Annotated in this window: 30 protein-coding genes; 18 read left to right on the plus strand and 12 right to left on the minus strand. The window is 71.6% G+C overall.

Annotated elements, in window-relative coordinates; genetic code table 11:
* Nucleotides 1–99: 99 nt before the first annotated feature.
* The 3 genes from FLL47_RS20150 to FLL47_RS20160 are packed head-to-tail and all read right to left on the minus strand — an operon-like array spanning nucleotide 100 to nucleotide 1,639.
* Nucleotides 100–621: a DUF4190 domain-containing protein gene (locus FLL47_RS20150; RefSeq protein WP_144122097.1), complete on the minus strand. Its 522-nt coding sequence runs from the start codon at nucleotides 619–621 to the stop codon at nucleotides 100–102.
* Between the two features lie 12 nt (nucleotides 622–633).
* On the minus strand, nucleotides 634–1,173 hold the full coding sequence (locus tag FLL47_RS20155; protein ID WP_144122098.1) for a DUF4190 domain-containing protein: 540 nt from the start codon (nucleotides 1,171–1,173) through the stop codon (nucleotides 634–636).
* A 25-nt stretch (nucleotides 1,174–1,198) separates the two neighbouring features.
* Complete coding sequence (locus FLL47_RS20160) at nucleotides 1,199–1,639, minus strand: DUF4190 domain-containing protein (RefSeq protein WP_144122099.1); 441 nt, start codon at nucleotides 1,637–1,639, stop codon at nucleotides 1,199–1,201.
* A gap of 156 nt (nucleotides 1,640–1,795) precedes the next feature.
* Between FLL47_RS20160 and FLL47_RS20165 the strand changes: the two genes are divergently transcribed.
* The gene (locus FLL47_RS20165; protein ID WP_144122100.1) at nucleotides 1,796–2,995 is read left to right on the plus strand and encodes an acyl-CoA dehydrogenase family protein; all 1,200 of its coding nucleotides are present in this window, start codon (nucleotides 1,796–1,798) and stop codon (nucleotides 2,993–2,995) included.
* A 58-nt stretch (nucleotides 2,996–3,053) separates the two neighbouring features.
* Here FLL47_RS20165 and FLL47_RS20170 read toward each other — a convergent pair whose 3' ends face one another.
* Nucleotides 3,054–3,737, minus strand: coding sequence for a PH domain-containing protein (locus tag FLL47_RS20170; protein ID WP_144122101.1), 684 nt, complete (start codon nucleotides 3,735–3,737; stop codon nucleotides 3,054–3,056).
* 79 nt (nucleotides 3,738–3,816) lie between these two features.
* Here FLL47_RS20170 and FLL47_RS20175 point away from each other — a divergent pair, with 79 nt between their 5' ends.
* The gene (locus FLL47_RS20175; protein ID WP_144122102.1) at nucleotides 3,817–4,224 is read left to right on the plus strand and encodes a hypothetical protein; all 408 of its coding nucleotides are present in this window, start codon (nucleotides 3,817–3,819) and stop codon (nucleotides 4,222–4,224) included.
* Nucleotides 4,221–4,544: a DUF3817 domain-containing protein gene (locus tag FLL47_RS20180; protein WP_144122103.1), complete on the plus strand. Its 324-nt coding sequence runs from the start codon at nucleotides 4,221–4,223 to the stop codon at nucleotides 4,542–4,544. The genes FLL47_RS20175 and FLL47_RS20180 overlap by 4 nt, the downstream gene beginning before the upstream one ends.
* Here the strand turns inward: FLL47_RS20180 and FLL47_RS20185 are convergent.
* A complete protein-coding gene (locus tag FLL47_RS20185; protein WP_144122104.1) occupies nucleotides 4,531–6,585 on the minus strand; it encodes an intein-containing Rv2578c family radical SAM protein in 2,055 nt (684 codons plus the stop codon). The two genes, FLL47_RS20180 and FLL47_RS20185, sit on opposite strands and share 14 nt — an antisense overlap.
* A gap of 27 nt (nucleotides 6,586–6,612) precedes the next feature.
* Complete coding sequence (locus tag FLL47_RS20190; RefSeq protein ID WP_144122105.1) at nucleotides 6,613–6,969, minus strand: thioredoxin family protein; 357 nt, start codon at nucleotides 6,967–6,969, stop codon at nucleotides 6,613–6,615.
* Between the two features lie 150 nt (nucleotides 6,970–7,119).
* On the opposite strand from FLL47_RS20190, the gene FLL47_RS20195 reads away from it, so the two are divergent.
* On the plus strand, nucleotides 7,120–7,488 hold the full coding sequence (locus tag FLL47_RS20195; RefSeq protein WP_144122106.1) for a thiol-disulfide oxidoreductase DCC family protein: 369 nt from the start codon (nucleotides 7,120–7,122) through the stop codon (nucleotides 7,486–7,488).
* A 147-nt stretch (nucleotides 7,489–7,635) separates the two neighbouring features.
* Here the strand turns inward: FLL47_RS20195 and FLL47_RS20200 are convergent, their stop codons facing one another.
* Entirely contained in the window at nucleotides 7,636–8,103 is a 468-nt protein-coding gene (locus FLL47_RS20200; protein ID WP_144122107.1) for a MaoC family dehydratase, read from the minus strand.
* 217 nt (nucleotides 8,104–8,320) lie between these two features.
* Here FLL47_RS20200 and FLL47_RS20205 point away from each other — a divergent pair, with 217 nt between their 5' ends.
* From FLL47_RS20205 to FLL47_RS20240, 9 genes are all read left to right on the plus strand, one after another.
* Nucleotides 8,321–8,854: a hypothetical protein gene (locus FLL47_RS20205; protein ID WP_144122108.1), complete on the plus strand. Its 534-nt coding sequence runs from the start codon at nucleotides 8,321–8,323 to the stop codon at nucleotides 8,852–8,854.
* Nucleotides 8,855–9,120: 266 nt separating this feature from the next.
* Nucleotides 9,121–9,771 carry a TrmH family RNA methyltransferase gene (locus FLL47_RS20210; RefSeq protein ID WP_144122360.1) on the plus strand — a complete coding sequence of 217 codons (651 nt, stop codon included), beginning with the start codon at nucleotides 9,121–9,123 and terminating at the stop codon, nucleotides 9,769–9,771.
* Between the two features lie 120 nt (nucleotides 9,772–9,891).
* Entirely contained in the window at nucleotides 9,892–10,548 is a 657-nt protein-coding gene (locus FLL47_RS20215; RefSeq protein WP_144122109.1) for a DUF6758 family protein, read from the plus strand.
* Nucleotides 10,549–10,703: 155 nt separating this feature from the next.
* Nucleotides 10,704–10,862: a hypothetical protein gene (locus tag FLL47_RS43005; protein WP_170213147.1), complete on the plus strand. Its 159-nt coding sequence runs from the start codon at nucleotides 10,704–10,706 to the stop codon at nucleotides 10,860–10,862.
* Between the two features lie 5 nt (nucleotides 10,863–10,867).
* Entirely contained in the window at nucleotides 10,868–11,770 is a 903-nt protein-coding gene (locus FLL47_RS20220; protein ID WP_144122110.1) for a PH domain-containing protein, read from the plus strand.
* A 235-nt stretch (nucleotides 11,771–12,005) separates the two neighbouring features.
* Nucleotides 12,006–12,710, plus strand: a complete 705-nt coding sequence (locus FLL47_RS20225) for a SigE family RNA polymerase sigma factor (protein WP_246158286.1) — start codon at nucleotides 12,006–12,008, stop codon at nucleotides 12,708–12,710.
* The gene (locus FLL47_RS20230) at nucleotides 12,707–13,921 is read left to right on the plus strand and encodes a WD40 repeat domain-containing protein (protein ID WP_144122111.1); all 1,215 of its coding nucleotides are present in this window, start codon (nucleotides 12,707–12,709) and stop codon (nucleotides 13,919–13,921) included. Before FLL47_RS20225 ends, FLL47_RS20230 begins: the two co-directional genes overlap by 4 nt.
* Nucleotides 13,918–14,784, plus strand: coding sequence for a PHP domain-containing protein (locus FLL47_RS20235; RefSeq protein ID WP_144122112.1), 867 nt, complete (start codon nucleotides 13,918–13,920; stop codon nucleotides 14,782–14,784). The genes FLL47_RS20230 and FLL47_RS20235 overlap by 4 nt, the downstream gene beginning before the upstream one ends.
* A gap of 28 nt (nucleotides 14,785–14,812) precedes the next feature.
* On the plus strand, nucleotides 14,813–15,430 hold the full coding sequence (locus FLL47_RS20240; RefSeq protein ID WP_144122113.1) for a MarC family protein: 618 nt from the start codon (nucleotides 14,813–14,815) through the stop codon (nucleotides 15,428–15,430).
* 109 nt (nucleotides 15,431–15,539) lie between these two features.
* Here the strand turns inward: FLL47_RS20240 and FLL47_RS20245 are convergent, their stop codons facing one another.
* Nucleotides 15,540–15,773, minus strand: coding sequence for a DUF6191 domain-containing protein (locus tag FLL47_RS20245; RefSeq protein ID WP_144122114.1), 234 nt, complete (start codon nucleotides 15,771–15,773; stop codon nucleotides 15,540–15,542).
* A gap of 143 nt (nucleotides 15,774–15,916) precedes the next feature.
* Here FLL47_RS20245 and FLL47_RS20250 point away from each other — a divergent pair, with 143 nt between their 5' ends.
* Complete coding sequence (locus FLL47_RS20250; RefSeq protein ID WP_144122362.1) at nucleotides 15,917–16,759, plus strand: RecB family exonuclease; 843 nt, start codon at nucleotides 15,917–15,919, stop codon at nucleotides 16,757–16,759.
* Nucleotides 16,760–16,865: 106 nt separating this feature from the next.
* Here the strand turns inward: FLL47_RS20250 and FLL47_RS20255 are convergent, their stop codons facing one another.
* Nucleotides 16,866–17,324 carry a Fur family transcriptional regulator gene (locus FLL47_RS20255; RefSeq protein WP_144122115.1) on the minus strand — a complete coding sequence of 153 codons (459 nt, stop codon included), beginning with the start codon at nucleotides 17,322–17,324 and terminating at the stop codon, nucleotides 16,866–16,868.
* Between the two features lie 148 nt (nucleotides 17,325–17,472).
* Between FLL47_RS20255 and FLL47_RS20260 the strand changes: the two genes are divergently transcribed.
* Entirely contained in the window at nucleotides 17,473–17,958 is a 486-nt protein-coding gene (locus FLL47_RS20260) for a DUF2231 domain-containing protein (protein ID WP_144122116.1), read from the plus strand.
* A 4-nt stretch (nucleotides 17,959–17,962) separates the two neighbouring features.
* Here the strand turns inward: FLL47_RS20260 and FLL47_RS20265 are convergent, their stop codons facing one another.
* Nucleotides 17,963–18,214 carry a hypothetical protein gene (locus tag FLL47_RS20265; protein WP_144122117.1) on the minus strand — a complete coding sequence of 84 codons (252 nt, stop codon included), beginning with the start codon at nucleotides 18,212–18,214 and terminating at the stop codon, nucleotides 17,963–17,965.
* Nucleotides 18,215–18,375: 161 nt separating this feature from the next.
* On the opposite strand from FLL47_RS20265, the gene FLL47_RS43010 reads away from it, so the two are divergent.
* Nucleotides 18,376–18,549 carry a hypothetical protein gene (locus tag FLL47_RS43010; protein ID WP_186315808.1) on the plus strand — a complete coding sequence of 58 codons (174 nt, stop codon included), beginning with the start codon at nucleotides 18,376–18,378 and terminating at the stop codon, nucleotides 18,547–18,549.
* Between the two features lie 73 nt (nucleotides 18,550–18,622).
* Here FLL47_RS43010 and FLL47_RS20270 read toward each other — a convergent pair whose 3' ends face one another.
* The gene (locus FLL47_RS20270) at nucleotides 18,623–18,946 is read right to left on the minus strand and encodes an FmdB family zinc ribbon protein (protein ID WP_144122118.1); all 324 of its coding nucleotides are present in this window, start codon (nucleotides 18,944–18,946) and stop codon (nucleotides 18,623–18,625) included.
* 104 nt (nucleotides 18,947–19,050) lie between these two features.
* Nucleotides 19,051–19,662: a 5-formyltetrahydrofolate cyclo-ligase gene (locus FLL47_RS20275; protein ID WP_144122119.1), complete on the minus strand. Its 612-nt coding sequence runs from the start codon at nucleotides 19,660–19,662 to the stop codon at nucleotides 19,051–19,053.
* Nucleotides 19,663–19,748: 86 nt separating this feature from the next.
* Here FLL47_RS20275 and FLL47_RS20280 point away from each other — a divergent pair, with 86 nt between their 5' ends.
* Together FLL47_RS20280 and FLL47_RS20285 are read left to right on the plus strand one after the other, a co-directional pair.
* Nucleotides 19,749–22,256 carry a GGDEF domain-containing protein gene (locus FLL47_RS20280; RefSeq protein ID WP_246158289.1) on the plus strand — a complete coding sequence of 836 codons (2,508 nt, stop codon included), beginning with the start codon at nucleotides 19,749–19,751 and terminating at the stop codon, nucleotides 22,254–22,256.
* A 9-nt stretch (nucleotides 22,257–22,265) separates the two neighbouring features.
* Nucleotides 22,266–23,216: a UTP--glucose-1-phosphate uridylyltransferase gene (locus FLL47_RS20285; protein WP_144122120.1), complete on the plus strand. Its 951-nt coding sequence runs from the start codon at nucleotides 22,266–22,268 to the stop codon at nucleotides 23,214–23,216.

Below are 23,216 nucleotides of genomic sequence, written 5' to 3' on the forward strand. Positions count from 1 at the left end.
ATGACGAGTCGAGGCTCCGCTCCACTGCCCATGGCAGCGGGGCGGAGCCTCGATCGTTTCGCGTCGGCGGGCACCCGGTGTCCGGGAACGCCACCGGCGTCAGTAGCTGCTCGCGCCGCCCGCACCCAGCACGGCCAGGAACGGCAGGCCGAATGCGCAGAGGCAGCCGACCACACCGAGGCCCGTGATGATCCAGCCGACGATGATCGCCGCCTTCGCCATCCCCTCGCCGTCCTCGCCGCTCTGGCGGATCTGCTTCATGGCCGAGTGACCGAGGATCGCCCCGATCGGGGCGGTGATCCAGGTCATCAGGCCGACCAGGGACAGGATCAGCGCGACCAGGGCCATGCTGTTCTGCTGCCGGGGCGGCGGGTAGCCGCCGTAGGGCTGCTGCCCGTACGGCTGCTGCGGCGCGGCGTAGGGGGCCGCCGACTTGTAGGGGTCGGCGTAAGGCTGCCCCGACTGCGGCGCGGCCGGCGGCACGCTCGCCGGTGCGCCGGGCACGGCCGGGGACCCGTACGACGGCGGTGTCGCGTACGGGTTGGCCGAGGGAGGCGGCGCGTAGGGGTCGGGCTGGGCCGAATACGGGTCCTGGCCGGACGGCGGAGGCGGGTAGGTCATGGCTTCTCCCTGCTAGTCCCAGTCGCTGCTGCTGCTACCGCTCTGGATCTCGTTCCAGAAGTTCGGGTCGTTGAGCACGCCGATGATCAGCAGGACCACCATGATCGCCGTCAGGGCGACGGCCGACCAGCCGGTGGCGATGCCGGCGATGGCCATGCCGCGGCCCTGCTGCCCGGTCTGCTTGACCTGCTTGAGGCTGATGTGGCCGAGGATGGCACCGATCAGGCCCGGCAGTGCGCCGATGCCATAGCAGCAGCACAGCAGCACGCCGACGATGCCCAGCACCATCGACGCGATCGCCATGCCGTTCGTGCCGGGCGCGGCAGGGCCCGTCGCGTAGGGCGTGTAGGGCACGCCGTAGGCGCCCGTCGGCTGCGGGGAGTAGGGCGCGCCGCTGACGGCCGGCGCGGCGTACGGGTCCGCGCTGACCGGCGGGACCGCGTAGGGATCGCCGCTGACCGGCTGCGGGGCGTACGGGTTCGGGGTGGGCGGCGGAGCGTACGGATCGGGCTGCTGGTTGAACGGATCCGGGCTCGGCGGCGGGTAACTCATGAAGGGCTCCTGACTCGGCGTATGGTCAGAACGAGCCGAAGCCGTTGGTCCGCAGCACCAGCCCGGCGATGCCGTTCAGGATGCCGAGACCCACGCCGACATAGCCGCAGATGATGCCGGTCAGCGCCTGCGAGCGGTTGGACTGGCCCAGCTGGGCGATCTGCTTCATGCTGATGTGGCCCATGATCGCGCCGGCGGCGCCGACGACGATGCCGAGCAGCGCGCAGCACGCGGCCGGGATGGCGATGATGCCGACGATCATCGCGGCGAGGGCCAGGTTGTTGCGCTGCTGCAGCGGCGCGGCGCCCCACGGCTGGGCGTACGGCTGCTGCAGGCCGGGCTGCGGCTGGCCGTACGGCTGCTCGACGGGGGGCTGCGGCTGGCCGTAGGGGTTCGGCTGCTGCGGCTGCGCGTAGGGGTCCGGCTGCTGGCCGTAGGGGTCCTGGCCGGGAGGGGTGTAGCTCATGGGGTGCCTTGTCTCTCGGATATGGGTTCAGCGCACGTTAGCGAACCCGGTGAACCTTTTCACAGTGACGGTGCTGTCAAGCGCCTTGGATGGGACGAAGGCCCGGCTCATACTCAGCTCACCTGAAGGTTCGTTCAGTCCCCAGGAGGCTGACATATGGCTCGTCTCGCCCGTACTCCAGGCTTGTCCGATGTGCAGACCGCCATCCTCGAGACGGTGCGCGAGTTCGCGGACAAGGAGATCATCCCGCGCGCGCAGCGTCTGGAGCACGCCGACGAGTACCCCGAGGAGATCCTCGCGGGGATGAAGGAGATGGGCCTGTTCGGCCTGACCATCCCCGAGGAATACGGCGGTCTCGGTGAGTCGCTGCTGACCTACGCCCTGGTCGTCGAGGAGCTGTCCCGCGGCTGGATGTCGGTGTCCGGCATCGTCAACACCCACTTCATCGTGGCTTACCTGATCGGCCAGCACGGCTCCGACGAGCAGAAGCAGCGGCTGCTGCCCCGGATGGCCACCGGCGACGTGCGCGGCGCGTTCAGCATGTCCGAGCCCAACACCGGCTCCGACGTCGCCGCGATCACCTCGAAGGCGGTACGCGACGGCGACTCGTACGTGCTGAACGGCCAGAAGATGTGGCTGACCAACGGCGCTTACTCGTCCGTGGTGGCCACCCTGGTCAAGACCGATCAGGGTGCGGACAGCGTCTACGGCAACATGACCACGTTCCTGCTGGAGAAGGAGCCCGGCTTCGGCGAGACCGCGCCCGGCCTGACCATCCCCGGCAAGATCGAGAAGATGGGCTACAAGGGCGTCGAGACCACCGAGATGGTGCTCTCCGGCCACCGGGTGCCCGAGTCGGCGATCCTCGGCGGCGCGGACCAGGCCGGTCGCGGCTTCTACCAGATGATGGACGGCATCGAGGTGGGCCGCGTCAACGTGGCCGCCCGCGCCTGCGGCATCTCCATCCGCGCGTTCGAGCTGGCCGTGGCCTACGCCCAGCAGCGTGCGACGTTCGGCAAGCCGATCGCGCAGCACCAGGCCATCGCCTTCAAGCTCGCCGAGATGGGCACCAAGATCGAGGCCTCGCACGCGCTGATGGTCAACGCCGCCCGCCTGAAGGACTCCGGCGAGCGCAACGACGTCGAGGCGGGCATGGCCAAGTTGCTGGCCAGCGAGTACTGCCACGAGATCGTCACCGAGTCGTTCCGCATCCACGGCGGCTACGGCTTCTCCAAGGAGTACGAGATCGAGCGCCTCATGCGCGAGGCCCCGTTCCTCCTGATCGGCGAGGGCACCAGCGAGATCCAGAAGACGATCATCTCCCGCGGCCTGCTCAAGGAGTACCGCGCCCGCTGACCACGTCCGAAGGCGCAGACCGATGGCGCGACCCCGGCCGGGTCGCGCCATCGGTCTGTCAGCGGGAGCGCAGTTCCGGCGGGGCGTCGGGAAGGTGGGCCAGGTCGCCGCGGCGTTCGGGGTGGTCGAGGTAGTACTGCAGGACGCCGGCCACGTCGGCGTCGCGCATGCGGTAGTCCGCGCCACGCAGCCGCAGAGTGCCGTCGGCGGTCTCCAGGCGTACGCCGGCCCCGCTGTTCAAACGCGCCGAACGCACCTGCGACCAGGGCAGGTGCCGCCGGTTCACGCGGACCCCGCTCGCGTTGAGCACGATCTGGCGGGCGTGCCCGTGGGCCGGGCGCACCACCACCCAGAGCAGTCCCAGGGCGAGCAGCGTCCACACGATCGCGAGCCAGGCCTCACGGCCGTCGTTCAGCCGGGCCCAGCGCGCGATGATCGGCAGCTGCACGCCGAACCACACCGCGGTCAGCACCCGGTCCGACACCGGGGTGAGCACGAGGCCGGGCTCGCCGTCGGCGTCGCCCTGGCGCCACCGCCCGTTCGGGTGGCGCAGCAGATAAAAGGAGCGGGCGACGGCGGCCCCGACACCGATGACGATCAGCCAGAGGGTGGTCGCCTCGTCGCCGGACAGCGGATGGATGGGCGTGGTGCGTCCGTACCACCACGCGCCGGCGATGAACAGCAGTCCGGCCGCGGTGAGTGCGGCGGCGCGGGCGCGCGGGGTCGTCGGCACGGCGATCACCCGCAAAGGCTACGAGACCACCTCACCTCCGCCAACGGCGCGGCCGGTGTCGATTTCGGGGCAGGCTATCCTGGCCGACGTGCGACGACTGCTCACCCCCGGCTGGCTGGCCGGTCATGCGCTGGCGCTGCTGGCCGTCGTCACATGTCTGGCCCTCGGTTGGTGGCAGGCGGGCCGTGCCGTCGAGGGAAACACCTTGAGCTGGGCGTACACCTTCGAGTGGCCGATCTTCGCGATCTTCGTGGTGGTGATCTGGGTCCGGGAGATCCGGCTCACCCTGCGCAAGGGCCGTGCCGAGGCGCCGGCCTCGGCCGTTGACCCGGTGGACCGGCCGCGGCCGGTCATCACGCGGCGGGTGAGTCAGCCCACTGCCGCGGCCGGGGACTCCGACGATCCGCAGCTGGCCGAGTACAACCGATACCTGGCCTGGCTGAACGAGAACCCCGAGGCACGACCCAGCGACTATCCCGCTAAGGAGTATCGATGAACGGCGCACTCACCCGGTACCGCATCATCGCCTGGATCGTGGGCGTGCTGCTGCTCGCGCTGACCCTGGTCGCCATGCCGATGAAGTACTTCGGCGACAACAACCTGGGCGTGATGATCATCGCCCCGGTGCACGGCTGGCTGTACGTGGTCTACCTGGCCGCCGTCGGCGACCTGGCGCGCCGGGTGCAGTGGCCGGTCACCCGCATCCTGCTGGTGGCGCTGGCCGGCACCATCCCGTTCCTGTCGTTCATCATGGAGCGCCGCGTGGTCGGCTGGCTCAGCGGCACGGACCGGCAGCCCTCGTTCACAGAAGCGTGAGCTGAACGCCCGTCGCCTCCGAGGCGGCGGGCGGCTCCGTCTCGTCCCCCGCCATCACCAGGTCCCGCGCCGGCGTGTCGCGGGCCGGCAGCCCGTGCCGCCGGCACGCGCGGCGCACCTTCGCGGTGACCAGCCGCTGGTAGTCGGCGCTCACGTAGGCCCGGTCGCCGGGATAGAGCCGCTGGTAGAACGGCACCAGCTCGGGGTGGTTCGCGGCGAGCCAGCCCAGATACCACTCCCGGGCGCCGGGCCGCAGGTGCAGGACCAGCGGCGTGATGCTCGCGGCCCCTGCCGCGACCAGCGCCCCGACCGTCGCGTCGAGCTGCTCCTCGCTGTCGGACAGGCCCGGCAGGATCGGCGCCATCAGCACCCCGACCCGCAGCCCCGCGTCGCTCATCCGGCGCACCGCGTCCAGCCGCCGGGACGGGCTCGGCGTGCCCGACTCGACGCTGCGCCACAGCGCCTCGTCGAGGAAGCCGATGGAGAACGCCACCGACACCCGGGCCCGCTGCGCCGCCTGCTGCAGCAGCGGTAGATCACGCAGGATCAGGGTGCCCTTGGTGAGGATCGAGAACGGGTTCGACCAGTCCGACAGCGCCCCGATGATGCCCGGCATCAGCTGGTAGCGACCTTCGGCGCGCTGGTAGCAGTCGACGTTGGTGCCCATCGCGATCGGCTTGCCGTCCCAGCGGGGCGAGGCCAGCTCGCGGCGCAGCAGCTCGGGCGCGTTCACCTTCACCACGATCTTCGAGTCGAAGTCGTGGCCGGTGTCCAGGTCGAGGTAGCTGTGCGTGTTGCGGGCGAAGCAGTTGTGGCTGACCACGCCGTTGGCGATGAAGTCGCCGGTGCCGGTGGTGATGTCCCACAGCGGCAGCTCCAGGCCGAGCGGCTCGATCGACGCCACGTGCAGCGGCACGGTGCCCTTGATCGCGACGCCCTGCACCGTGCGCCGCCGGGTCACCGCCGGGTCGGTCAGGTGGAAGAAGCGCAGCTTCTCCGGCAGGCCGCCGAGCATCCGCAGGCTGAGCAGCCCGATCGGGTCGCGCCGGTCCTCGACGGCGAACTCGAACCCGAACGCGCGCAGCGCCGCCCGGGTGGGCTCGACCAGCTCCGGGTCGGTGTGCACGATGCGCCACAGGCCCTGGGTGTGGCTGCCCTCGGCGTCGAAGACCCCGGCCAGGAAGCCCTTGTCCCACTCGGCGTCGCGTTCCTCGGGCCGCTGCAGCAGCAGGCCGATCAGATCGAGATCACGCCGGGCGTACGTGCGCAGCCCCGTGCGCTGGCCCAGCGGCGTGTACTCGGCGGTGTGCACACCGGACTCGCGCAGGTAGCCGATCGTGCGGCTGAGCACCTGCGGCTCGGCACAGGCCAGCCGGAACCGCGGCACGGTGCCGTACGGGTCGCGGTAGCCGGTCTCCGGCTCCGGGCGCAGCACCGCGTGCAGGTAGCCGCGGCGGTATTCGGGGGACTCCTTGGGCTGCTCGGCGAACCGGCCGGTGCCCATCAGCTTGTTGCCGGTGGTCAGGTGCGGCCGCTGGTCGGCCCCGGAGCGCGCCCCGGTGACGTGCTTCCAGCCCCGGTCGGTCAGGAACCGGTGGTCGCCGCTGGCCACCAGCTCGGTGCCGTCGCGCAGGGTCACCCGGTAGGCGGGCTTCACCGTGGACCACTTGTCCCGCACGTGGGTCACCGCGTATCGCCGGTAGGAGCCCTCGCGGACCGTGCCGACGATCGCGTCGCCGACGCGCAGCTCGGCGATGGGTTTGGTGCGCCCGTCGGCCATCAGCACGGGAGTGTCCCCGGCCAGGCAGTACGAGCAGGCATGGGTGCAGCCGCGATACGGGTTGATCGTGTATTCGAACGGCACCCCGCGCCGCTCGCCCGCCACCTTGTTGATCAGTGACTTGGCGCGTACCTCGTAGAACGTCATGCCGGCGAAGCCGGGCGTGTCGAACGTACGCACGACCGCGCCGGGCAGCGGCTGCTGCACCGGCGCGGTCGCGTCCGGCGGGGTGCTGCTCTCGGTGAGATGACTCCAGCGCACCCCGCTATTCAAACATATGTTCGAAAACTAAGCAGCCTTCGCGTCCGCCTGCACCTGCTCCATGTCGAGCTCGCGCACCTTCTGGATCAGGTCCAGGAACGCGGCCTCGGGCAGCGCGCCCGGCTGCGAGTACACGATCACGTTGTCGCGGATCGCCATGATCGTGGGGATCGACTGGATGTTGAAGTGCATGGCGAGCTCCTGCTGCGCCTCAGTGTCGACCTTGCCGAAGGTGACGTCCGGGTTCGCCTCGGCGGCCCGCTCGTAGACCGGCGCGAAACGGACACACGGGCCACACCAGCTCGCCCAGAAGTCGACGAACGTGATGCCGTCGCCGCTCGTCTTCTCGCCGAAGTTGTCGGTGGTGAACTCCACGGTGCCCATCGTCGTGCTCCTCATTTCATCGAGTGACCAGCGTCCATGTAAACCACTGTGCCACCTAGCTCATTCCCGTCCCGTCCACGGTACCGACGGTGACGTGACACACAGGGCATCCCGCGATACGGCGGGCGCGTTGCGGAGGAGCATGGAGGCGTGCCCGCGACCTTCGTCTACGACGGCGACTGCGCCTTCTGCACCCGGTGCGTCGAGTTCATCCGCCGCCGGGTGCCGACCGACGCCGTGATCGTGCCCTGGCACCGCGCGGACCTGCCCGCCCTGGGCCTGACCCGCGAACAGTGCCTGGAGGCGGTGCAGTACGTCGAGCTCGGCCGGCCCGCGCTCGCCGGCCCTGCCGCGATCGCCGCGCTGCTGCGGGCGAGCCGCTCGGCGTGGCGTCCGCTGGGCGGCGCGCTGGGCCTGCCCGGCGTCGGGCTCGTGTCGTGGCCGGTCTACCGCTGGATCGCCCGGCACCGCCACCAGCTCCCGGGTGGCACCGCCGCCTGCGCCGTACCTCCGCCCTGATCGCCCCGCCCCGCTGTTTAATAGACGTTGGCCTATCACATCGAGAATTTGTCGATCAAACTCGATGTGATAGGCCAACGTCTATGGAAAACGAGGTGCCGGAGCGCGGGCGGCTGGCCGGTGACGGCTGGTTGCGGGGAGCGGCGGCTACTCGGCAGCGGCTTCGGGGCGCTTGGGGACCATGACCTTGCGCTTGAAGATGCAGACCAGGGTGCCGTCCTGGTTGTAGCCCCGGGTCTCGACGCTGACCACGCCGCGGTCGGGCTTGGAACCGGACTCGCGCTTGTCCAGCACCGTGGTCTCGCCGTAGATGGTGTCGCCGTGGAAGGTCGGCGCGACGTGGCGCAGGCTCTCGACCTCGAGGTTGGCGATGGCCTTGCCGCTGACGTCGGGCACCGACATGCCGAGCAGCAGCGAGTAGATGTAGTTGCCGACCACGACGTTGCGCTTGAACTCCGTCTGCGTCGCCGCGTAATGGGCGTCCAGGTGCAGCGGGTGATGGTTCATCGTCAGCAGGCAGAACAGGTGGTCGTCGTACTCCGTGACCGTCTTGCCGGGCCAGTGCTTGTAGATCGCCCCGACCTCGAACTCCTCGAAGTAGCGCCCGAACTGCATGGTCCGTCTCCCGCCCCTGGATGCAGCGAACGGCGGGGCCCTCCCCGGCACCCGCCGCCCGCGCTTGTGAAAAGGATTCTGCACGAGCGTTACCGGTGAGTACATAGGCCGCACCGAGAACTACATCACAGACAACGGTTCCGGTCTCCGGGGGTGATTGGCACGCTTCGCGGCAAGCGTCCGCGGTCGCGGCATATGCTGACGGCAGGAGGTCGCCATGCCGAGTAATTCCGCAGCTGATCACCTGATCTCGCGCCAGATGTACCGGCGGGAGATCGCTCCCCTCACCTTCGAACCGCACGAGTGGGAGCTGCTGACCCGGCTCCCGGCCCGTGTCATGATCGCCGCCACCTCCGCCGAACCGGACAGCGACCGCCGTACGGTCGACGAGGGTCTGGCCGGCATCAACGCCATCGCAGCCGGCGCCGACGAGGACTCCGAGCTGGTGAAAGCCATCGTCGGCGCGATCTACGCCGAGGCGGACCCCGATCCGCCCGCCGCGGAGCAGTTCCGCGACCCGCAGGCCGCCATCACCGAGGTGCTGGTGAGCTGCCGTGCCGCGGCGATCGTGCTGGAGGCGCGGGCCACGCCGGCCGACGGGCAGGCGTACCGCCACTGGCTGGAGTCGATCGCGGACCAGGTCTGCGGGGCGGCTCGAACCGGCGGTCTGCTGGGCATCGGCGGGGTCACCCGCAGCCCGGCCGAGCAGCGTTTCCTGGCTGACCTGCTGGACGCGCTGCGCAACGTGTGACCAGCTAAAATCCTTCACTTGTGACCATCGAACGGGACGCGGACGCCGTCAGGCCGCAAGAGCAGCGGCCCGACGGCGGTCGTGTGCCTGCTGGGCGCGCGGTGCGCGCCGTCAGGCCGCAAGAGCAGCGGCCCGACGGCGGTCGTGTGCCTGCTGGGCGCGCGGTGCGCGCCGTCAGGCCGCAAGAGCAGCGGCCCGACGGCGTCCGCGTGCCCGCCGGGCGCACCGCGCAGGACGTCGCGCCGCCGCAGGCGACCCCGGACGGCGTGGACGGCTTCGGCACGGGTGGCCCGGCCGCCGAGGACGAGCAGGCGGTCGGCGTCGGCCCGTGGGCCGGTCGGTGGCCGGAGGGCGACCACTACGACCCCGAGCTGCTCGCCGGGGGCGACCGGCGCAACGTGGTGGACCGCTACCGGTACTGGCGGCACGAGGCGATCGTGGCCGACCTGGACACCCGACGGCACGAGTTCCACGTCGCCATCGAGAACTGGCAGCACGACTTCAACATCGGCACGGTGGTGCGCACCGCGAACGCGTTCCTGGCCGCCGAGGTGCACATCGTGGGCCGCCGCCGCTGGAACCGGCGCGGCGCCATGGTGACCGACCGCTACCAGCACGTACGCCATCACGACTCGATCGGGGCGTTCGCCGCCTGGGCGCGGGGCGCCGGAGTGGCCGTCATCGGCATCGACAACCTGCCGGGCAGCCGTCCGCTGGAGACGACCACCCTGCCGCGGCACTGCGTGCTCCTGTTCGGCCAGGAGGGTCCCGGGCTGTCCGAGGCGGCCCGGGCGGCGTGCGACCAGATGTACTCGATCGCCCAGTACGGCTCGACCCGCTCGGTCAACGCCGGGGTGGCCTCGGCGGTCGCCATGCACGCCTGGATCCGCTCGTACGCCGGCCCGCCCCCGGCCTGACCGGCCCGGCCGCGTCCGCGGTGAACCCGCACATCCGGCCCGCGGATCCCACGGCGCGCCGATTGCCGATCTTGGCGAGTTGCTTGACGTGCCCCGATCACGGGGCGGACAGTGGTGGTCATGGGGCTCGCGGTGTCATGTCCGCGGTGCGGTGGCGATCTGCGGCCGCCCGGTCTTGCCCACTCCGACTGGGTATGCGAGCGCGACGGACCGGTGCCGCCGCTGCACGTCGCCCAGCATGTCAACCATGACGTCTTCGCCTGCGCCACCAAGCGCGCGGCCGAGGCCGGAGTGCCCCTGTGGTGCCCCTGGCCGCTGCCGACCGGCTGGACCGTCACGGGTGTGGCATGGGTGGGGGACGACAGGTCTGGAGTGTCCGCCACGGCGCTGGCGTGCAGCGGGCCGACACCGTTCAGCGACGGCCCGGCCGACGTGCTGCTCATCGCCGAGGAGCCGGGTGTGGGGCTGGGGGCCCGCTTCGCAGGGCTGTCCGGCACGGACCCCGGTCCGGCCCTGCTCGAGCTGGAGGGCGGGCACGGCGCGCACGCGAAGGTGAAGGCCGACGGGCACCCCACTCCACTGTGGGCGGTGGCCACGCCGGACGACCGCAGCGCGTACGCCGGGGAGGCCCGGGGGCGCTGGCTGTATGCCGTGACCTGGCCCGCACAGGCCGGCTACTTCCTCTCCGAAGAGGTCGTGCTGCAGGACCTGAGCGACTGGCTGCCGCCGGAACTGGTGTTCGGAGCGCTGTCGCCGCGGCTGCGTCCCACCCGGTGAGTCGACTTCCTTACTTTCCTCATCGGACGCTGGTCAAAGCACTGGCACGGATGTGCGCTAATGATTCTCGGCAGGCACCGTTACTGATACGCTGAGTCTCGCCACGGCCACCAGTTGTCGAGTGGACACGGCCAGGCGGAGGGGGATAGCCCGACATGCTCAAGAAGATCCTTACGTGGGGCGGCATCGCCTTTTTGATCTTCTTCGTGGCGTTCCGGCCCGATTCTGCGGCGAACGTCGTGAAGACGCTGGGCGGCACTGTCATGGACATCGCCCAGGGTTTCGGTGACTTCTTCGGCAGCCTGGTCGCTTAGCTCACATGATCGGCGGTCTGGGGCCGGACGAGCCAAGCGAAGAGCGCACTCCGGGTCCTGACGGTCCGGAGTGGTCCGGTCGCCGTGAACGCGACACGGAGCCCATCCCGCGGACGCGAGCCGAGTCTCAGCCACCGGCTGAGGACGAGTTCCACGCCGACCCGGGCGACCACGCACACTTCATCGGCAAGGCCACCGTGGGGGCGACCGCCGGTGCCGCTTCGGGCGGTGCCGGAGGCAGGCCCCCCGGTGACAACGCCACCACGGCGCCACTCGGTGACGAGCTTCCGAACTTCACCGAGGACGAGCTCGCCGGGCTGCGTTTCGACGCGTCCGGGGTGCCGCTGGGGCCGCGCCGGGTGCTTCCGCTCGAGGACGAGCCGAGCTCCATGGTCGCGCGCTACCTGTTCCCCACCGAGCGTTACCGGGGGGAGTGGAAGCGGCACTGGGTGCACCTCACCAACCCGCTGCTGATCGGCGTGTTCGCCACGTTCGCGCTGGGTTACCTGTCGGGTTTCCTGGCCAAGTCCGACGTCGCCGGCCTGTGGGTGGTGGCGGTGGTGATCTGGGCGCTGGTGATGAGCTGGGTCGCCTGGACCGTCGCCGACTGGTACTTCGACCGGTTCATCCTGACCAACAAGCGGCTGATGCTCGTCAACGGGCTCATCACCCGCAAGGTGGCGATGATGCCACTGCTGAAGGTCACCGACATGAAGTACGAGCAGTCGCCGCTGGGTCGCATGCTCAACTACGGCACGTTCGTGCTCGAGTCCGCCGGCCAGGATCAGGCGCTCAGCAAGGTCGATCACATGCCCAACCCGAACGAGCTGTACCTGCGCATCGTCGAGGAGATGTACGAGCCCGCGGCAGTCGAGGCGCGGCTCGGGCGGGAAGCGGAAGAAGAGTAGGCACGCTATTCGGCGTCGGCCGAAAGGGCCGATCGGTGGATAGGAAACTTCACTGCCAGATCTAGATCCGCTAGCGCGAGTATGCCAGTCTGTCCGTTGAGGTGACGCATACGGGGTATCCACCCGATACCGGGAACCGAACGGCGTGCGGAAGCCTCATACACGGGGTGATGGGCGCGTTCGACGCGCCTCGGTCAGGCGTCCGAGACGTACGCCTGCGATGGGAGGTGCGTCTGTGAGCCACCGATCGGCCATGGAGGACGAGTTCCGCGAGTTCGTGACCGCACGTTCGGCTGCCCTGCTGCGCACGGCATACCTGCTGGCCGGTGACTGGGCCACCGCGGAGGACCTGCTGCAGACGGCGCTCACCAAGACGTACCTGGCGTGGAAGCGCCTGGGCCAGATCGAGGCGGTCGAGCCGTACGCCCGCAGGGTGCTCGTCAACACCGCGACGAGCTGGTGGCGCCGCCGCTGGCACGGCGAGCGACCCACCGAATTCCTACCGGAACGGGCCGCGCCGGACAACCTCGAAGAGCAGCTCGAGCGAGACGTGATGTGGAAACATGTCAAAGCTCTGCCGGCACGACAACGCGCCGTGCTGGTCCTGCGTTTCTACGAGGACATGTCTGAGGCGCAGACAGCGGCGATGCTGCAGATCTCGCCCGGGACCGTGAAGAGCCAGACCTCACGCGCCCTGGGCACGCTGCGGCAGCGGCTGGCTGCCGAGGGAGTCACCGGCAGGCTGCCGGCCGCGAAGGCGGCGGAGCCGGCGGTCCCGAAGCAGCGAGCGGGCAGGGTCGTCACGGAGTCGCTCGACCTGCCTGCGGGCGAGGTGACCCGAACGGCAGAGCCCACCCCCGTCACCGCACCCGCGGTGCCGTCGCCTCGGAGGGAAGCTGTTCGACCGGCCCGCGTGCCGGTCGGCCAACCTGGGCGGTGACCATGCTTGAGGACGAGCTGCGTGAGATGTTCGCGGCTCGCGCGCAGACCCTTCCTGCCGCCGCCGATCCGGCCGGCCGCGCCATCCGAAAGGCGCGCCGGACGACCCGGCGACGGCGGACGGCGACGGGCACGATGACCGTGTTCGCCTTCGCGACCGTGCTCGGCGGCGCCGTTGCGGCCCAGGGGCTCGGCGCTGCGACGACGGCGGCCACGGATCCGAACCGGGTCACCTTCCAGAACCTCTACGGCGCCGACCAGCCGGTCGCCGCCCGCCAGACCCAGCTGCCGACCATGGAGCTGCCGGTCGATCTGCTGGTCGGCCAGCAGCTGTGGACCACCGACGGCCAGCGGGTCAACCTGGTGCACGACGGCGACGTCGCCATGATCGCGAAGGTGCCCGACGGCTGGGTCTACTCCGACTCCAGCACGGTGCGCCTGCTTCCCAACAGCGCCGGCGAGCCGCTCATGCTGTCCGGCCAGGCCGAGTGGGCGGTCAGCCACGACGGCAGCCGGGTGGCCACCAACGACCAGGGCACGATGGCGGTCACCAAGCTGAGCGGCGACGACCGGGGCTCGACGGTCGCGTCGTCGCCGGTGCCCGGGACCGCCGCGCCGGTGACCTTCTTCGGCGAGCGGGTCGTCGTCTCCAGCGAGAAGGGCTTCGACTACTGGAGCGCGGCGGCGCCCTCCCAGTACACCGAGACCTGGAACGCGGAACTGCTCGCCGTGTTCGGCAGCGCGGGCGCCGAGGTGGCGATCGGCGTCGTGCGCGGCAAAGACGACCTGCTCTGCCTGGTCGACGTCAGCGCGGTCAAGAAGGGCCTGAAGATCGGCGCGAAGCTGGGCTGCGGTGACCTGGTGGGCCGGGCGCTGATCAAGCTGCACGCGGCGCTCTCCCCCGACGGCCGGCTGCTCGCCGTGGCCACGCAGAGCGGCCTGCAGATGATCGACCTGGACAAGTCGCGCATCAACGCCGCGGCGAGCAGCGGCAAGAAACAGGCTCAGGTCCAGGCCCTGGTGCTCCAGGCGGACTGCCCGATCGCCGCGGTGGACGCGGTGGTGTGGTCGGACAACCGGACGGCGCTGGCGCAGACCGACGCCGACGGCATCTTCGCCTGCCGGAACGACGGCACCAAGCTCCAGGTCACCCTGCCGCCCGACGTCCAGCCCGGCTGGACGATGATCCCTTCGTACGGCGCCGGCAAGTGACCATCGACCTGCACCTGCACTCCACCGCGAGCGACGGCACCACACCCCCCGACGAGCTGATGCGCCTGGCGGGCGCGGCGGGACTCGGGGTGGTCGCGCTCACCGACCACGACACCACCGCCGGCTGGGCGGCCGCCGCGCAGGCGCTGCCGCCCGGCCTCACCCTCATCCGGGGAGCGGAGCTGAGCTGCCGCTGGCACGGCGAGGACGAGTCCATCGCGCTGCACATGCTGGCGTACCTGTTCGACCCCGCCGACGAGCACCTGGTCGCGGCGCTGGCCGGGGTCCGCGAGTCGCGGCTGGGGCGGGCCGAGCGCATGGTCGCGCTGATGCGGGCCGACGGCATCGACGTGGACTGGGCCGACATCCTGGCCCACGCCGACGGCGGCACCGTCGGCCGGCCGCACCTGGCCGCCGCGCTGATCCGGGCCGGGCTCGTCGCCGACACCCAGGAAGCGTTCAGTCCGCGCTGGATCGGCAACGGCAGCCCGTACCGGATTCCCAAGGACGACCTCGACGTGTTCGAGGCGCTGCGCCTGGTGCAGGGAGCCGGCGGGGTGACCGTGTTCGCCCACCCGCGCGCCCGGGCCCGCGGGCGGGTCGTGCCGGAGGAGCTGTTCGCGCAGCTCGCGGCCGCCGGACTGGACGGCCTGGAGGCCGACCACCACGACCACGGCCAGGCCGAACGCGCCGAGGTGCGCCGCATCGCGGACGGGCTCGGCCTGTTCGTCACCGGCAGTTCGGACTTCCACGGCACGCACAAGAAGGTGCGCATCGGCGAGTTCACCACGGCCCCGGAGGCGCTCGAGCGGATCGTCGCCGGTGCGACCGGCGCCACCCCCGTCACGGGAGTCGCCGGATAACCCTTGCCCGCCGTGCTATGCATCCGGTGTGGATTGGAAGTTCTTCGGCGAGGTCTTCGTCACGCTGCTCGTCATCACCGACCCGCCGGGGATGGTGCCCATCTTTCTGGCGCTGACCGGCGCGCTGCCCGCCCGGGACCGGCACAAGGCCGCCACGCACGCGGTCGCGCTGGCCCTGGGCGTCATCGCGGTCTTCGCGGTGGCCGGCCAGACCATCCTGGACTACCTGCACATCCAGCTGCCCGCGCTGCAGGGCGCGGGTGGTCTGCTGCTGGTCCTGGTCGCGCTGGAGCTGCTCACCGGCAAGGCCGACGACCCTGACCAGCAGTCGACCTCGAACATCGCTCTGGTGCCGCTCGGCACGCCGCTGCTGGCGGGCCCCGGCGCGATCGTTGCGACGATGCTGTTCGTACAGCGGGCCGACAGCGGCGGCCAGTACCTGGCGATCGGGCTGGGCATCCTGGCGGTCATGATCGCGGTGTGGCTGGTGCTGCGCTACTCCGGGTTCATCGTGAAGGTGCTGCGGCCCGGCGGCATCGAGGTGCTCACCCGCATCGCGGGTCTGCTGTTGGCCGCGATCGCGGTCCAGCTGATGGCCGACTCCATCGGCGCCTTCGTCGAGATGTTCACCACCGCGCACCCCTGACGCGCCGACGGCGGCACCCGCCTTGCATCGACGCTGGCCTATTGCATCGACTCCGAGCGCCGGATTTTCGATGTGATAGGCCAGCGTCGATGAAAATCGGGGCGGGTGATCAGGTTGCGGGCTCCGCGGCGGGGGTGCGGCGGATCGTGGCGATGCCGTTTTCCAGGTCGACTCCGGTGCCGTTGGCGACGTCGACGCGCCGGCGGCTCGCCTCCTGGATGTGCTCGGTCTGCTTGTGCTTGGTCGGCCGGAACAGGCCGTCGATCTCGGCCATGCCCGCGGACATCATCGCGGTCGCGCCGTTCTTGTCATCGCCGCCCCGCAACCAGCGCAACAGTCCCACGCCAAACACCCCTGACCTCGGCTGACCGCCCGGCCGGGCGGGTCGCCTGGCCAGTGTCCCACCGGACTGGCACGATCTGCCAGGTGAGCCGAACCCCCCACCCCCGCCGCGGCAAGGACGTCCCGGAGCAGCTCGGCTTCGACATGATGCCCGAGCGCCTGTTCGTGTGCACCCCGAGCAAGCTCTCGTCGTACACCGACTGCCCGCGCCGCTACCGGCACACCTACCTCGACCGGCCCGCGCCGCAGAAGGGGCCCGCGTGGGCGCACAACTCGCTCGGCGCGAGCGTGCACACGGCGCTGCGCAACTGGTGGGACGTGCCGGTGGAGCGGCGCACGAGCGCGGCCCTGCCGCGGCTGCTGAGGGCGACCTGGGTGCGTGAGGGCTACCGCGACGACGAGCAGGAGCGGGCGGTCTACGAACGCGCGCTGGGCTGGCTGGAGGCGTACACCGAAGGCCTGGACCCCGAGCTGGACCTGCTGGGCGTGGAGCGCACGGTGGCGGCGAAGACGGCGGTGCTGGCGCTGAGCGGCCGGGCCGACCGCATCGACGCGCGCGGCGGCGAGGCCGTGATCGTCGACTACAAGACGGGACGCACCGGCCTGGACGCCGACGACGCCCGCGGCTCGCTGGCACTGGCGCTTTACGCGTTCGCCGCCGAGCGGGTGTTCCGCCGCCCCTGCCGCACGGTCGAGCTGCACCACCTGCCGACCGGCACGGTCGCCACGCACGAGCACACCCCGGAGTCGATCGCCCGGCACGTGTCCCGGGCGGAGGACACCGCACGCGACATCGTGGCCGCGGAGCGGGCGCTGGCCGACGGCACCCCGCCCGACGAGGCCTTCCCGACCCGGCCGAGCAGCCTGTGCAGCTGGTGCGACTTCCGCCGGGTGTGCCCGGCGGGCGCGGAGGCGCCGGTGAAGGAGACCTGGGCGGCGGTGGAGGCGGCCCCCACGCCGGACGCGGCCGCGCCGCACCGGTCATAGATCACTCGACTTGCCGGGCACCTGTGCGTATCTTGCACGGCCATTCGCACAGGTGCCTGGCAAGTCGGACGATCATCGCGGGGCCGGGCCGGGCGGGTCGGGTGGGTCAGGGGTCGGAGGTGCGGTCCTCGGCGGCGAGCTGCTGGCACTTCGGGCACAGGCCCCAGTAGGTCACCTCGGCCTCGTCGAGGGCGAAGCCGTGGGTCTGGCTCGGGTCGAGGCAGGGTGCGGTGCCGGTGGCGCAGTCCACGTCGGCGATCGCGCCGCAGCCGCGGCAGACGATGTGATGGTGGTTGTCGCCGCTGCGGGCCTCGAAGCGGGCGGGGGAGCCGGCCGGCTCGATGCGCCGGGCCAGGCCCGCGCGGGCGAGCGCGCCGAGCACGTCGTAGACGGCCTGGGTGGAGACCGAGTCGAGGCGCTGCCGGGCCTGCCGGGTGATCTCCTCGACCTCGAGGTGGCCACCCTGTCCGAGGATGTCGAGCACGGCGAGGCGCGGCCGGGTCACCCGCAGGCCCCGCGCGCGAAGGAGAGCCTGTGGCTCGATGTCGCCGTGCATGAACACCATTTCAGCAGCTAACTTGGATCTGCTCAAGAAAAGGTCCGATATACGTGGTCTGCGACACGGCGCATTCCCCCTCTGTCCCATCGACACAGGCGGGTCTAGGCTCAGCCTGACCTTGGGTACGCACCCCCGGAATCCACGTGGAGGCACAGTGTTCGAGGAACTGCTCGGCCTGCCGGCTCACCCCCTGCTCGTGCACGCCGCAGTCGTGTTCGCCCCGCTGCTGATAGTCGGCGTGGTGGTCTATTCGTTCGCCCCATCGGTGCGCCGCTACATCGGCTGGGCCGTGCTGCTGCTCGGCGTGGGTGCCCCCATCGCGCTGTGGTTCGCCCGCCAGAGCGGCGAGGCGCTGTTCACGACGCTGGTCGAGAAGGGCTACCCGCCGCAGATCCTCGCCCAGGTCGACCTGCACAAGGACTACGGCGACGCGGCGGCGTGGGCGGGCACGCTGCTGGGCATCCTGGCGATCGCGCTGGTGCTCTTCACCACCTCGGCCGCGAAGAAGCCGGCGACCAGCGGCTCCCGCGCCACGGGCTGGGCGCTGATCGCGCTGACCCTGCTCGCCGCCGGGGCCACCGGCTACTACGTCTTCAAGACCGGCGATACCGGCGCCCAGGCGGTGTGGAGCACGATCTGACCGGTCAGGTCCGCCACTGGATGCAGGCGATGAGGATCAGCACGACGCCCGCGGCGATGCCGAGCGCGTTGGTGAACCGGTCCGCGCGCTCCTCGGCGAGATCGATCGCGTCATGGTCCAGCTCGGGCAGCCGGCGCGGGGGAACGGTCCGGGGGGTGACCTCCGGATGCCAGCCAGGCGGGGGTGACACCGCGGGCGGCGGCCCGGGATAGGCCGCGGCGGCCTGCTCGGCGTCGGCCCCGTCTTCGGACGGCACGGGCCGGCGCCACTGATCGTCGGCGGGCCGGTTCACGATGACTGGTCCGGTGCACGATCGAAGCTCCGCCCATGCCGCGGGATGGCGGGGGCGGAGCTTCGGCGGTCGGGGCGGCGGAGGCGGTCCGTGGGACGCGGCGCGGCTGGTCCTATGCTGCGAGGGTGAGCACTGAGGCTGACTTCGGCGGTCGCGAAGACGACCGGGTGGTGGAGTTCGAGGACGACGCGCCCGTGCTGCCCGACCAGACCCGTGAGGACACGGATCGGGGCTGGGGCGAGCGTTCGTGGAGCAACGACGACCGGCTGCGCGACGAGCGCCCGCCGCACTGGGACTGACCGCCGGCTACAGCGGGGGCGGGGCTGGCGCACCGCCGTACTATAGCGCGGAAACGGACATTCGGCGCGAAGCTCAGGAAGCGCTGCTGCTCGCGGTCGACGGCGAGGTGCTCTTCGACGGCGTGCTGCTGCTCGACGAGGAGCTGCCGCCGCTGGTCGAACTGGTCGACGCGGGGGTCGAGGAGCTGCCGGCGGCCGCGGGGGCCGTGCCGGAGCCGCTGCCGCGCGAGTCGGTGCGGTAGAAGCCGGAGCCCTTGAAGACCACGCCGACCGAGGAGAACAGCTTGCGCAGGGTGCCCTCGCACGTCGGGCACTCGGTCAGCGGCTCGTCCGCGAAGGACTGCACGGCCTCCAGCTGGTGACCGCAAGCGGTGCAGGCGTACTGGTAGGTGGGCACGTTCCCCTCCATGATCATTGCTGGCACTCCGGCATATCGAGTGCTAATAGTGCCTGACCGCCCGGCTAGGTGCCAAGTAGCTGTCGCCGATCACACTGTCGACGTCAGCCGGGAATGCGCCGCAGGCCGCTCGGCGCGAGCACCCCGCTCACCCGCTGGTCGTGGGCCTCGGCGGGGACCTCGTCGAGCAGCTCGCCGTCGTACAGCAGGGCGATCACCGGGGTGCCTGGCGCCACCCTGGCCAGTGCCCGGTCGTAGCTGCCGCCGCCGCGGCCCAGCCGAGCGCCGCGCCGGTCCACCGCGACCGCCGGAACCAGTACCAGATCGGCTGTGGTGATTCCGGTCACGCCGGTGCGCTTCCCGGTGGGCTCGCGCAGCCCCAACGCGGCGGGCGCCAGCGTGCCCGGCCCGGCGTAGTCGGCCCAGTCGAGATCGCGGTCGGGGCGCAGCACCGGCAGCAGCACCCGGGCCACGCCGGGCGTGGCGGCCAGCCGGTCCGGCAGGTCCGGGCCGCCGGGCTCGCCGGCCATCGGCACGTACGCGCACACGGTCAGCGCCGCGCCCGGCGCGATCAGCTCCGGCAGCAACCCGGCCAGCGCCGCGTCCGCCCTGGCGACGACCGCCGGGGGCATTTCTCGGCGGGCCGCCAGCACCGCGGCGCGGACCGCGCGTTTGGCCGCCGCGGACGTCACTGAAGAAACGGAATATTCACTCATAACGTCCTCAGGTTGTACAAGCGTCGCATCCTAGCGCGACGTTCGCCGTTGACTCCGATGACTTCACCGCCGCCGAGGGGGAAAGTGTGACACTGCGCGCACGGCTCACCACCGCCTTCCTGGCGGTGGTCCTCAGTCCCGTCCTGCTCGGCGCATTCTTCGTCGGCACGATGGTCAGCAAGCTGTCCCACGAGCGGGCCACCGAGCGGCTGGCGGTGGCCGCCGGCTCGGTGCGCACCTCGGTCGGCGCGCTCTGCGGTCAGCTGCGCGCCGTCGCCGAGGGCGTCGCCGCCGCACCGGCCGACCAGCGCCTGGCCACCGCCGAGCGGATGGTCGCCGCGGGCCTCGCGGGCGGCGTGCACATCGACACCGGCGTCGACGGCGCCACCACCGCGCAGGCCCCGGCCCCGCCGTGGGCCGACTGCGCCGGCCCGGACCCGCAGGTGCGCCCGGACGCGGTGGCCGGGTTCGAGGCGCTGTCGGCCCGGGTGCCGCTGGCCGGCCCGAACGGCGAGCCGACCGGCACCGTCTCGGCCGCCCTCACCGTCGACGGCGATCTCGTCCGCCGCCTCGCCCAGGCCAGCGGCGCGCAGCTGACGCTGCTGCCCGGGGCCGGCGTCCCGGCGGGCGCGCTCACCGCCGACCCGGATCTCGCGACCGACGACAGCGAGCCCGGCGCCACCGTTGACCCGGACGGCGACGCGACGGACGGCACCGGTGACGGGACAGGCGACATCGGCGACGCCGAAGACGGGACGGGCGGCATCGGCGGGATGCCCGGCGCGGTGCCCGGCGGCATCGGTGCCCACACCGGCGCAGCGGCGGGGCAGCCCGGCGACCTCACCGGCGGCGCGCTGCCCGTCGACCCGACCGCCGACGGCCCCGGCGCGAACGACGCCGTCGCCGCGCCGGGCGGCGGCGGCCCGGCTGCGGACGGATCGGGCCCGGCCGCGTTGCCCGCCGAGGGGCCGGTCGGCGGCGAATTCGGCCGGGAGGTCGACCTCGCTCCCGCGCCCGAGGACCCGGGTGCCGGCGGGCCGGTGCACACCACGATGCTCGGCGCGGACGCGGCGACCATCAGCGCGTATGCGGGCAAACTGGGCGACGGCGCGACCGGCTCGGCCGACAACGGCCATCTCGTGGCGCGGGTCGGACCGGTCGCCGGTGAGCCGCTGCCGCTGGCGGTGTCGCTGCCCGCCCGGCCGCCGACCGGTCTCTACCTGCTGCTCACCCTCGTCGTTCTGATCACCGCCGCGGCGGCCGTGACGGTCGCCTGGTGGCTGGCGAAGACCGCCACCGAACCCGTGGTGGAGCTGGCCGCGGCCGCCGACCGGGTCGCCGGGGGCGATCTGGACGCCCGGGTGCCGGTACGCGGCAACGACGAGATCGCCCGGATGGCCACCGCGTTCAACCACATGACCCGGGAGCTGCACACCTACGTGGCGGCGCTGACGGCGAGCCGGGACCAGCTGCGCGGGCACCTGGGCGTGCTCGGCGACACCCTGTCCAGCACCCACGACCTGGATCGGATCCTGCGCGTCATCCTGCAGACCGCCCGGCACGCCACCGGTGCGTCGGCCGGCATGGTGCTGCTGGCGGACCCGGCCACCGGCGCGCTGGTCGGCCAGTGCACCGAGGGTCTGCCCGAGCAGTGGACCACCGGCGAGCGGGGCACCCTGCGGGTGCCGTACGGGCTGGGCCTGACCGGTCTGGTCGCGGCCACCGGGGTGCCCCGGCTGGGCCGCGTCGAGCGGGACGGGCCGCGGCTGGACCCGGGTGAGCCGGACTGCCGCACGTACATGGTGGTGCCGTTCTCGGCGCCGGGGCTGGGCGAGGCCAACTCGTTCCCGCAGCCCGGGGCGCTGCCCGCGGCGCGCGGCGTGCTGGCCCTCTACGACCGGCTGGGCCGCGACGAGTTCGACGACTCCGATCTGGTCACCCTGCGCACGTTCGCCGGGCAGGCCGCGGTCGCCGTCGACAACGTACGGGTGCACGAGGAGGCGCAGCGGCTGTCGGTGACCGACCCGCTCACCGGGCTGTTCAACTACCGCTCGCTGCGCGAGTCGCTGCGGCGCGAGTCCGAGCGGGCCGTCCGGTTCGGCCGCCGGCTGTGCGTGCTCGCCCTGGACCTGGACCGGTTCAAGGAGATCAACGACACCTACGGCCACGCCGCCGGCGACGCCGTGCTGGCCGAGTTCGCCCAGCGCATCCGGTACGAGATCCGCGAGGTGGACGTGGCCTTCCGGCACGGCGGCGAGGAGTTCGTGGTGCTGCTGCCGGAGACCGACGAGGTGGGCGGCGTCGCAGTCGCCGAGCGGCTGTGCGAATCGGTGCGCCGCGAGCCGATCATCGTGCCGGCCCGCGACGGCGGGCCCGACCTCTACGTCAACATCACGGTCTCGATCGGACTCGCCGTGCTGCCCGACCACGGGCAGCAGGGTGCCGGGGTGCTCCAGGCCGCCGACGAAGCCCTGTATGCCGCCAAGGCGGCGGGGCGGGACACCTTCCAGGTCGCAGCGCCCGGCGGTGTCCTGTGCCCATCCGGCGGCGCGTCGAGCAGCCCACAAGCCCCTCGACAGGCTCGGGGCCGTTAGTCTCGCGACATGTCGGAGCACACCCCCCACGCACAAGCGCACGGTCAGCGGGCCACCAAGGCGGTCATTCCCGCGGCCGGTCTGGCGACCCGGTTCCTTCCGGCCACCAAGGCGGTGCCCAAGGAGCTGCTGCCCGTCGTCGACCGGCCGGTCCTGCAGTACATCGTGGAGGAGGCGTCGCGGGCCGGGATCAACGACGTCCTGCTGATCACGGGACGTGGCAAGACCAGCATGGTCGACCACTTCGACCGCCAGCCCTACCTGGAGGCGCGGCTGGAGGCCAAGGGCGACATGGAGCGCCTGGCTGCCGTCCGCGGCACCTCGGAGCTGGCCGAGATCTACACCTGCCGGCAGGGTGAGCCGCTGGGCCTGGGCCACGCGGTCTCCTACGCCGAGTCCCACGTGGGCGACGCACCGTTCGTGGTGCTGCTGGGTGACGAGTTCACCGAGGAGTCGCAGCCGCTGCTGCCGCAGATGATCGAGCTGCAGTCGCGCACCGGCGGCATCGTACTGGCGTTCATCGAGATCCCCGAGGACCAGGTCAACCGGTACGGCATCGCCTCGGTGTCCGACGCCGGCGCCGAGTACGCCGACGTGGACAACGTCGTGCGGGTCACCGGCCTGGTCGAGAAGCCCGCCCTCGGAGAGGCCCCGAGCAACCTGGCCGTCGTCGGCCGCTACGTGCTGCCGGGCACGATCTTCGACGCGATCCGGCGCACCAAGCCGGGCAGCGGCGGCGAGATCCAGCTGACCGACGCGATGGCGCTGCTGCTGGCCGAGGGCACCCCGGTGCACGGCATCGTGTACCGCGGGCACCGCTACGACACCGGCATGCCGCTGGGCTACCTGCAGGCCGTCGTACAGCTGGCCAGCGAGCGGGACGACCTCGGCCCGGCCTTCACGGAGTGGCTGAAGTCCTTCGTCGCCGGCCTCGACGGCAATGCGGGGAAGGCCGCCTGA

It is taken from the genome of Catellatospora sichuanensis (assembly GCF_007483665.1).
In the GTDB taxonomy this organism is placed as follows: domain Bacteria; phylum Actinomycetota; class Actinomycetes; order Mycobacteriales; family Micromonosporaceae; genus Catellatospora; species Catellatospora sichuanensis.

Bases quoted from the DNA above. Each gene is read 5' to 3' on its own strand.
- FLL47_RS20150 (WP_144122097.1), bottom strand. From the start codon at position 621: ATGACCTACCCGCCTCCGCCGTCCGGCCAGGACCCGTATTCGGCCCAG.
- FLL47_RS20155 (WP_144122098.1), bottom strand. From the start codon at position 1,173: ATGAGTTACCCGCCGCCGAGCCCGGATCCGTTCAACCAGCAGCCCGAT.
- FLL47_RS20160 (WP_144122099.1), bottom strand. From the start codon at position 1,639: ATGAGCTACACCCCTCCCGGCCAGGACCCCTACGGCCAGCAGCCGGAC.
- FLL47_RS20165 (WP_144122100.1), top strand. From the start codon at position 1,796: ATGGCTCGTCTCGCCCGTACTCCAGGCTTGTCCGATGTGCAGACCGCC.
- FLL47_RS20180 (WP_144122103.1), top strand. From the start codon at position 4,221: ATGAACGGCGCACTCACCCGGTACCGCATCATCGCCTGGATCGTGGGC.
- FLL47_RS20190 (WP_144122105.1), bottom strand. From the start codon at position 6,969: ATGGGCACCGTGGAGTTCACCACCGACAACTTCGGCGAGAAGACGAGC.
- FLL47_RS20200 (WP_144122107.1), bottom strand. From the start codon at position 8,103: ATGCAGTTCGGGCGCTACTTCGAGGAGTTCGAGGTCGGGGCGATCTAC.
- FLL47_RS20205 (WP_144122108.1), top strand. From the start codon at position 8,321: ATGCCGAGTAATTCCGCAGCTGATCACCTGATCTCGCGCCAGATGTAC.
- FLL47_RS20215 (WP_144122109.1), top strand. From the start codon at position 9,892: ATGGGGCTCGCGGTGTCATGTCCGCGGTGCGGTGGCGATCTGCGGCCG.
- FLL47_RS43005 (WP_170213147.1), top strand. From the start codon at position 10,704: ATGCTCAAGAAGATCCTTACGTGGGGCGGCATCGCCTTTTTGATCTTC.
- FLL47_RS20220 (WP_144122110.1), top strand. From the start codon at position 10,868: ATGATCGGCGGTCTGGGGCCGGACGAGCCAAGCGAAGAGCGCACTCCG.
- FLL47_RS20250 (WP_144122362.1), top strand. From the start codon at position 15,917: ATGATGCCCGAGCGCCTGTTCGTGTGCACCCCGAGCAAGCTCTCGTCG.
- FLL47_RS20255 (WP_144122115.1), bottom strand. From the start codon at position 17,324: ATGGTGTTCATGCACGGCGACATCGAGCCACAGGCTCTCCTTCGCGCG.
- FLL47_RS20275 (WP_144122119.1), bottom strand. From the start codon at position 19,662: ATGAGTGAATATTCCGTTTCTTCAGTGACGTCCGCGGCGGCCAAACGC.
- FLL47_RS20285 (WP_144122120.1), top strand. From the start codon at position 22,266: ATGTCGGAGCACACCCCCCACGCACAAGCGCACGGTCAGCGGGCCACC.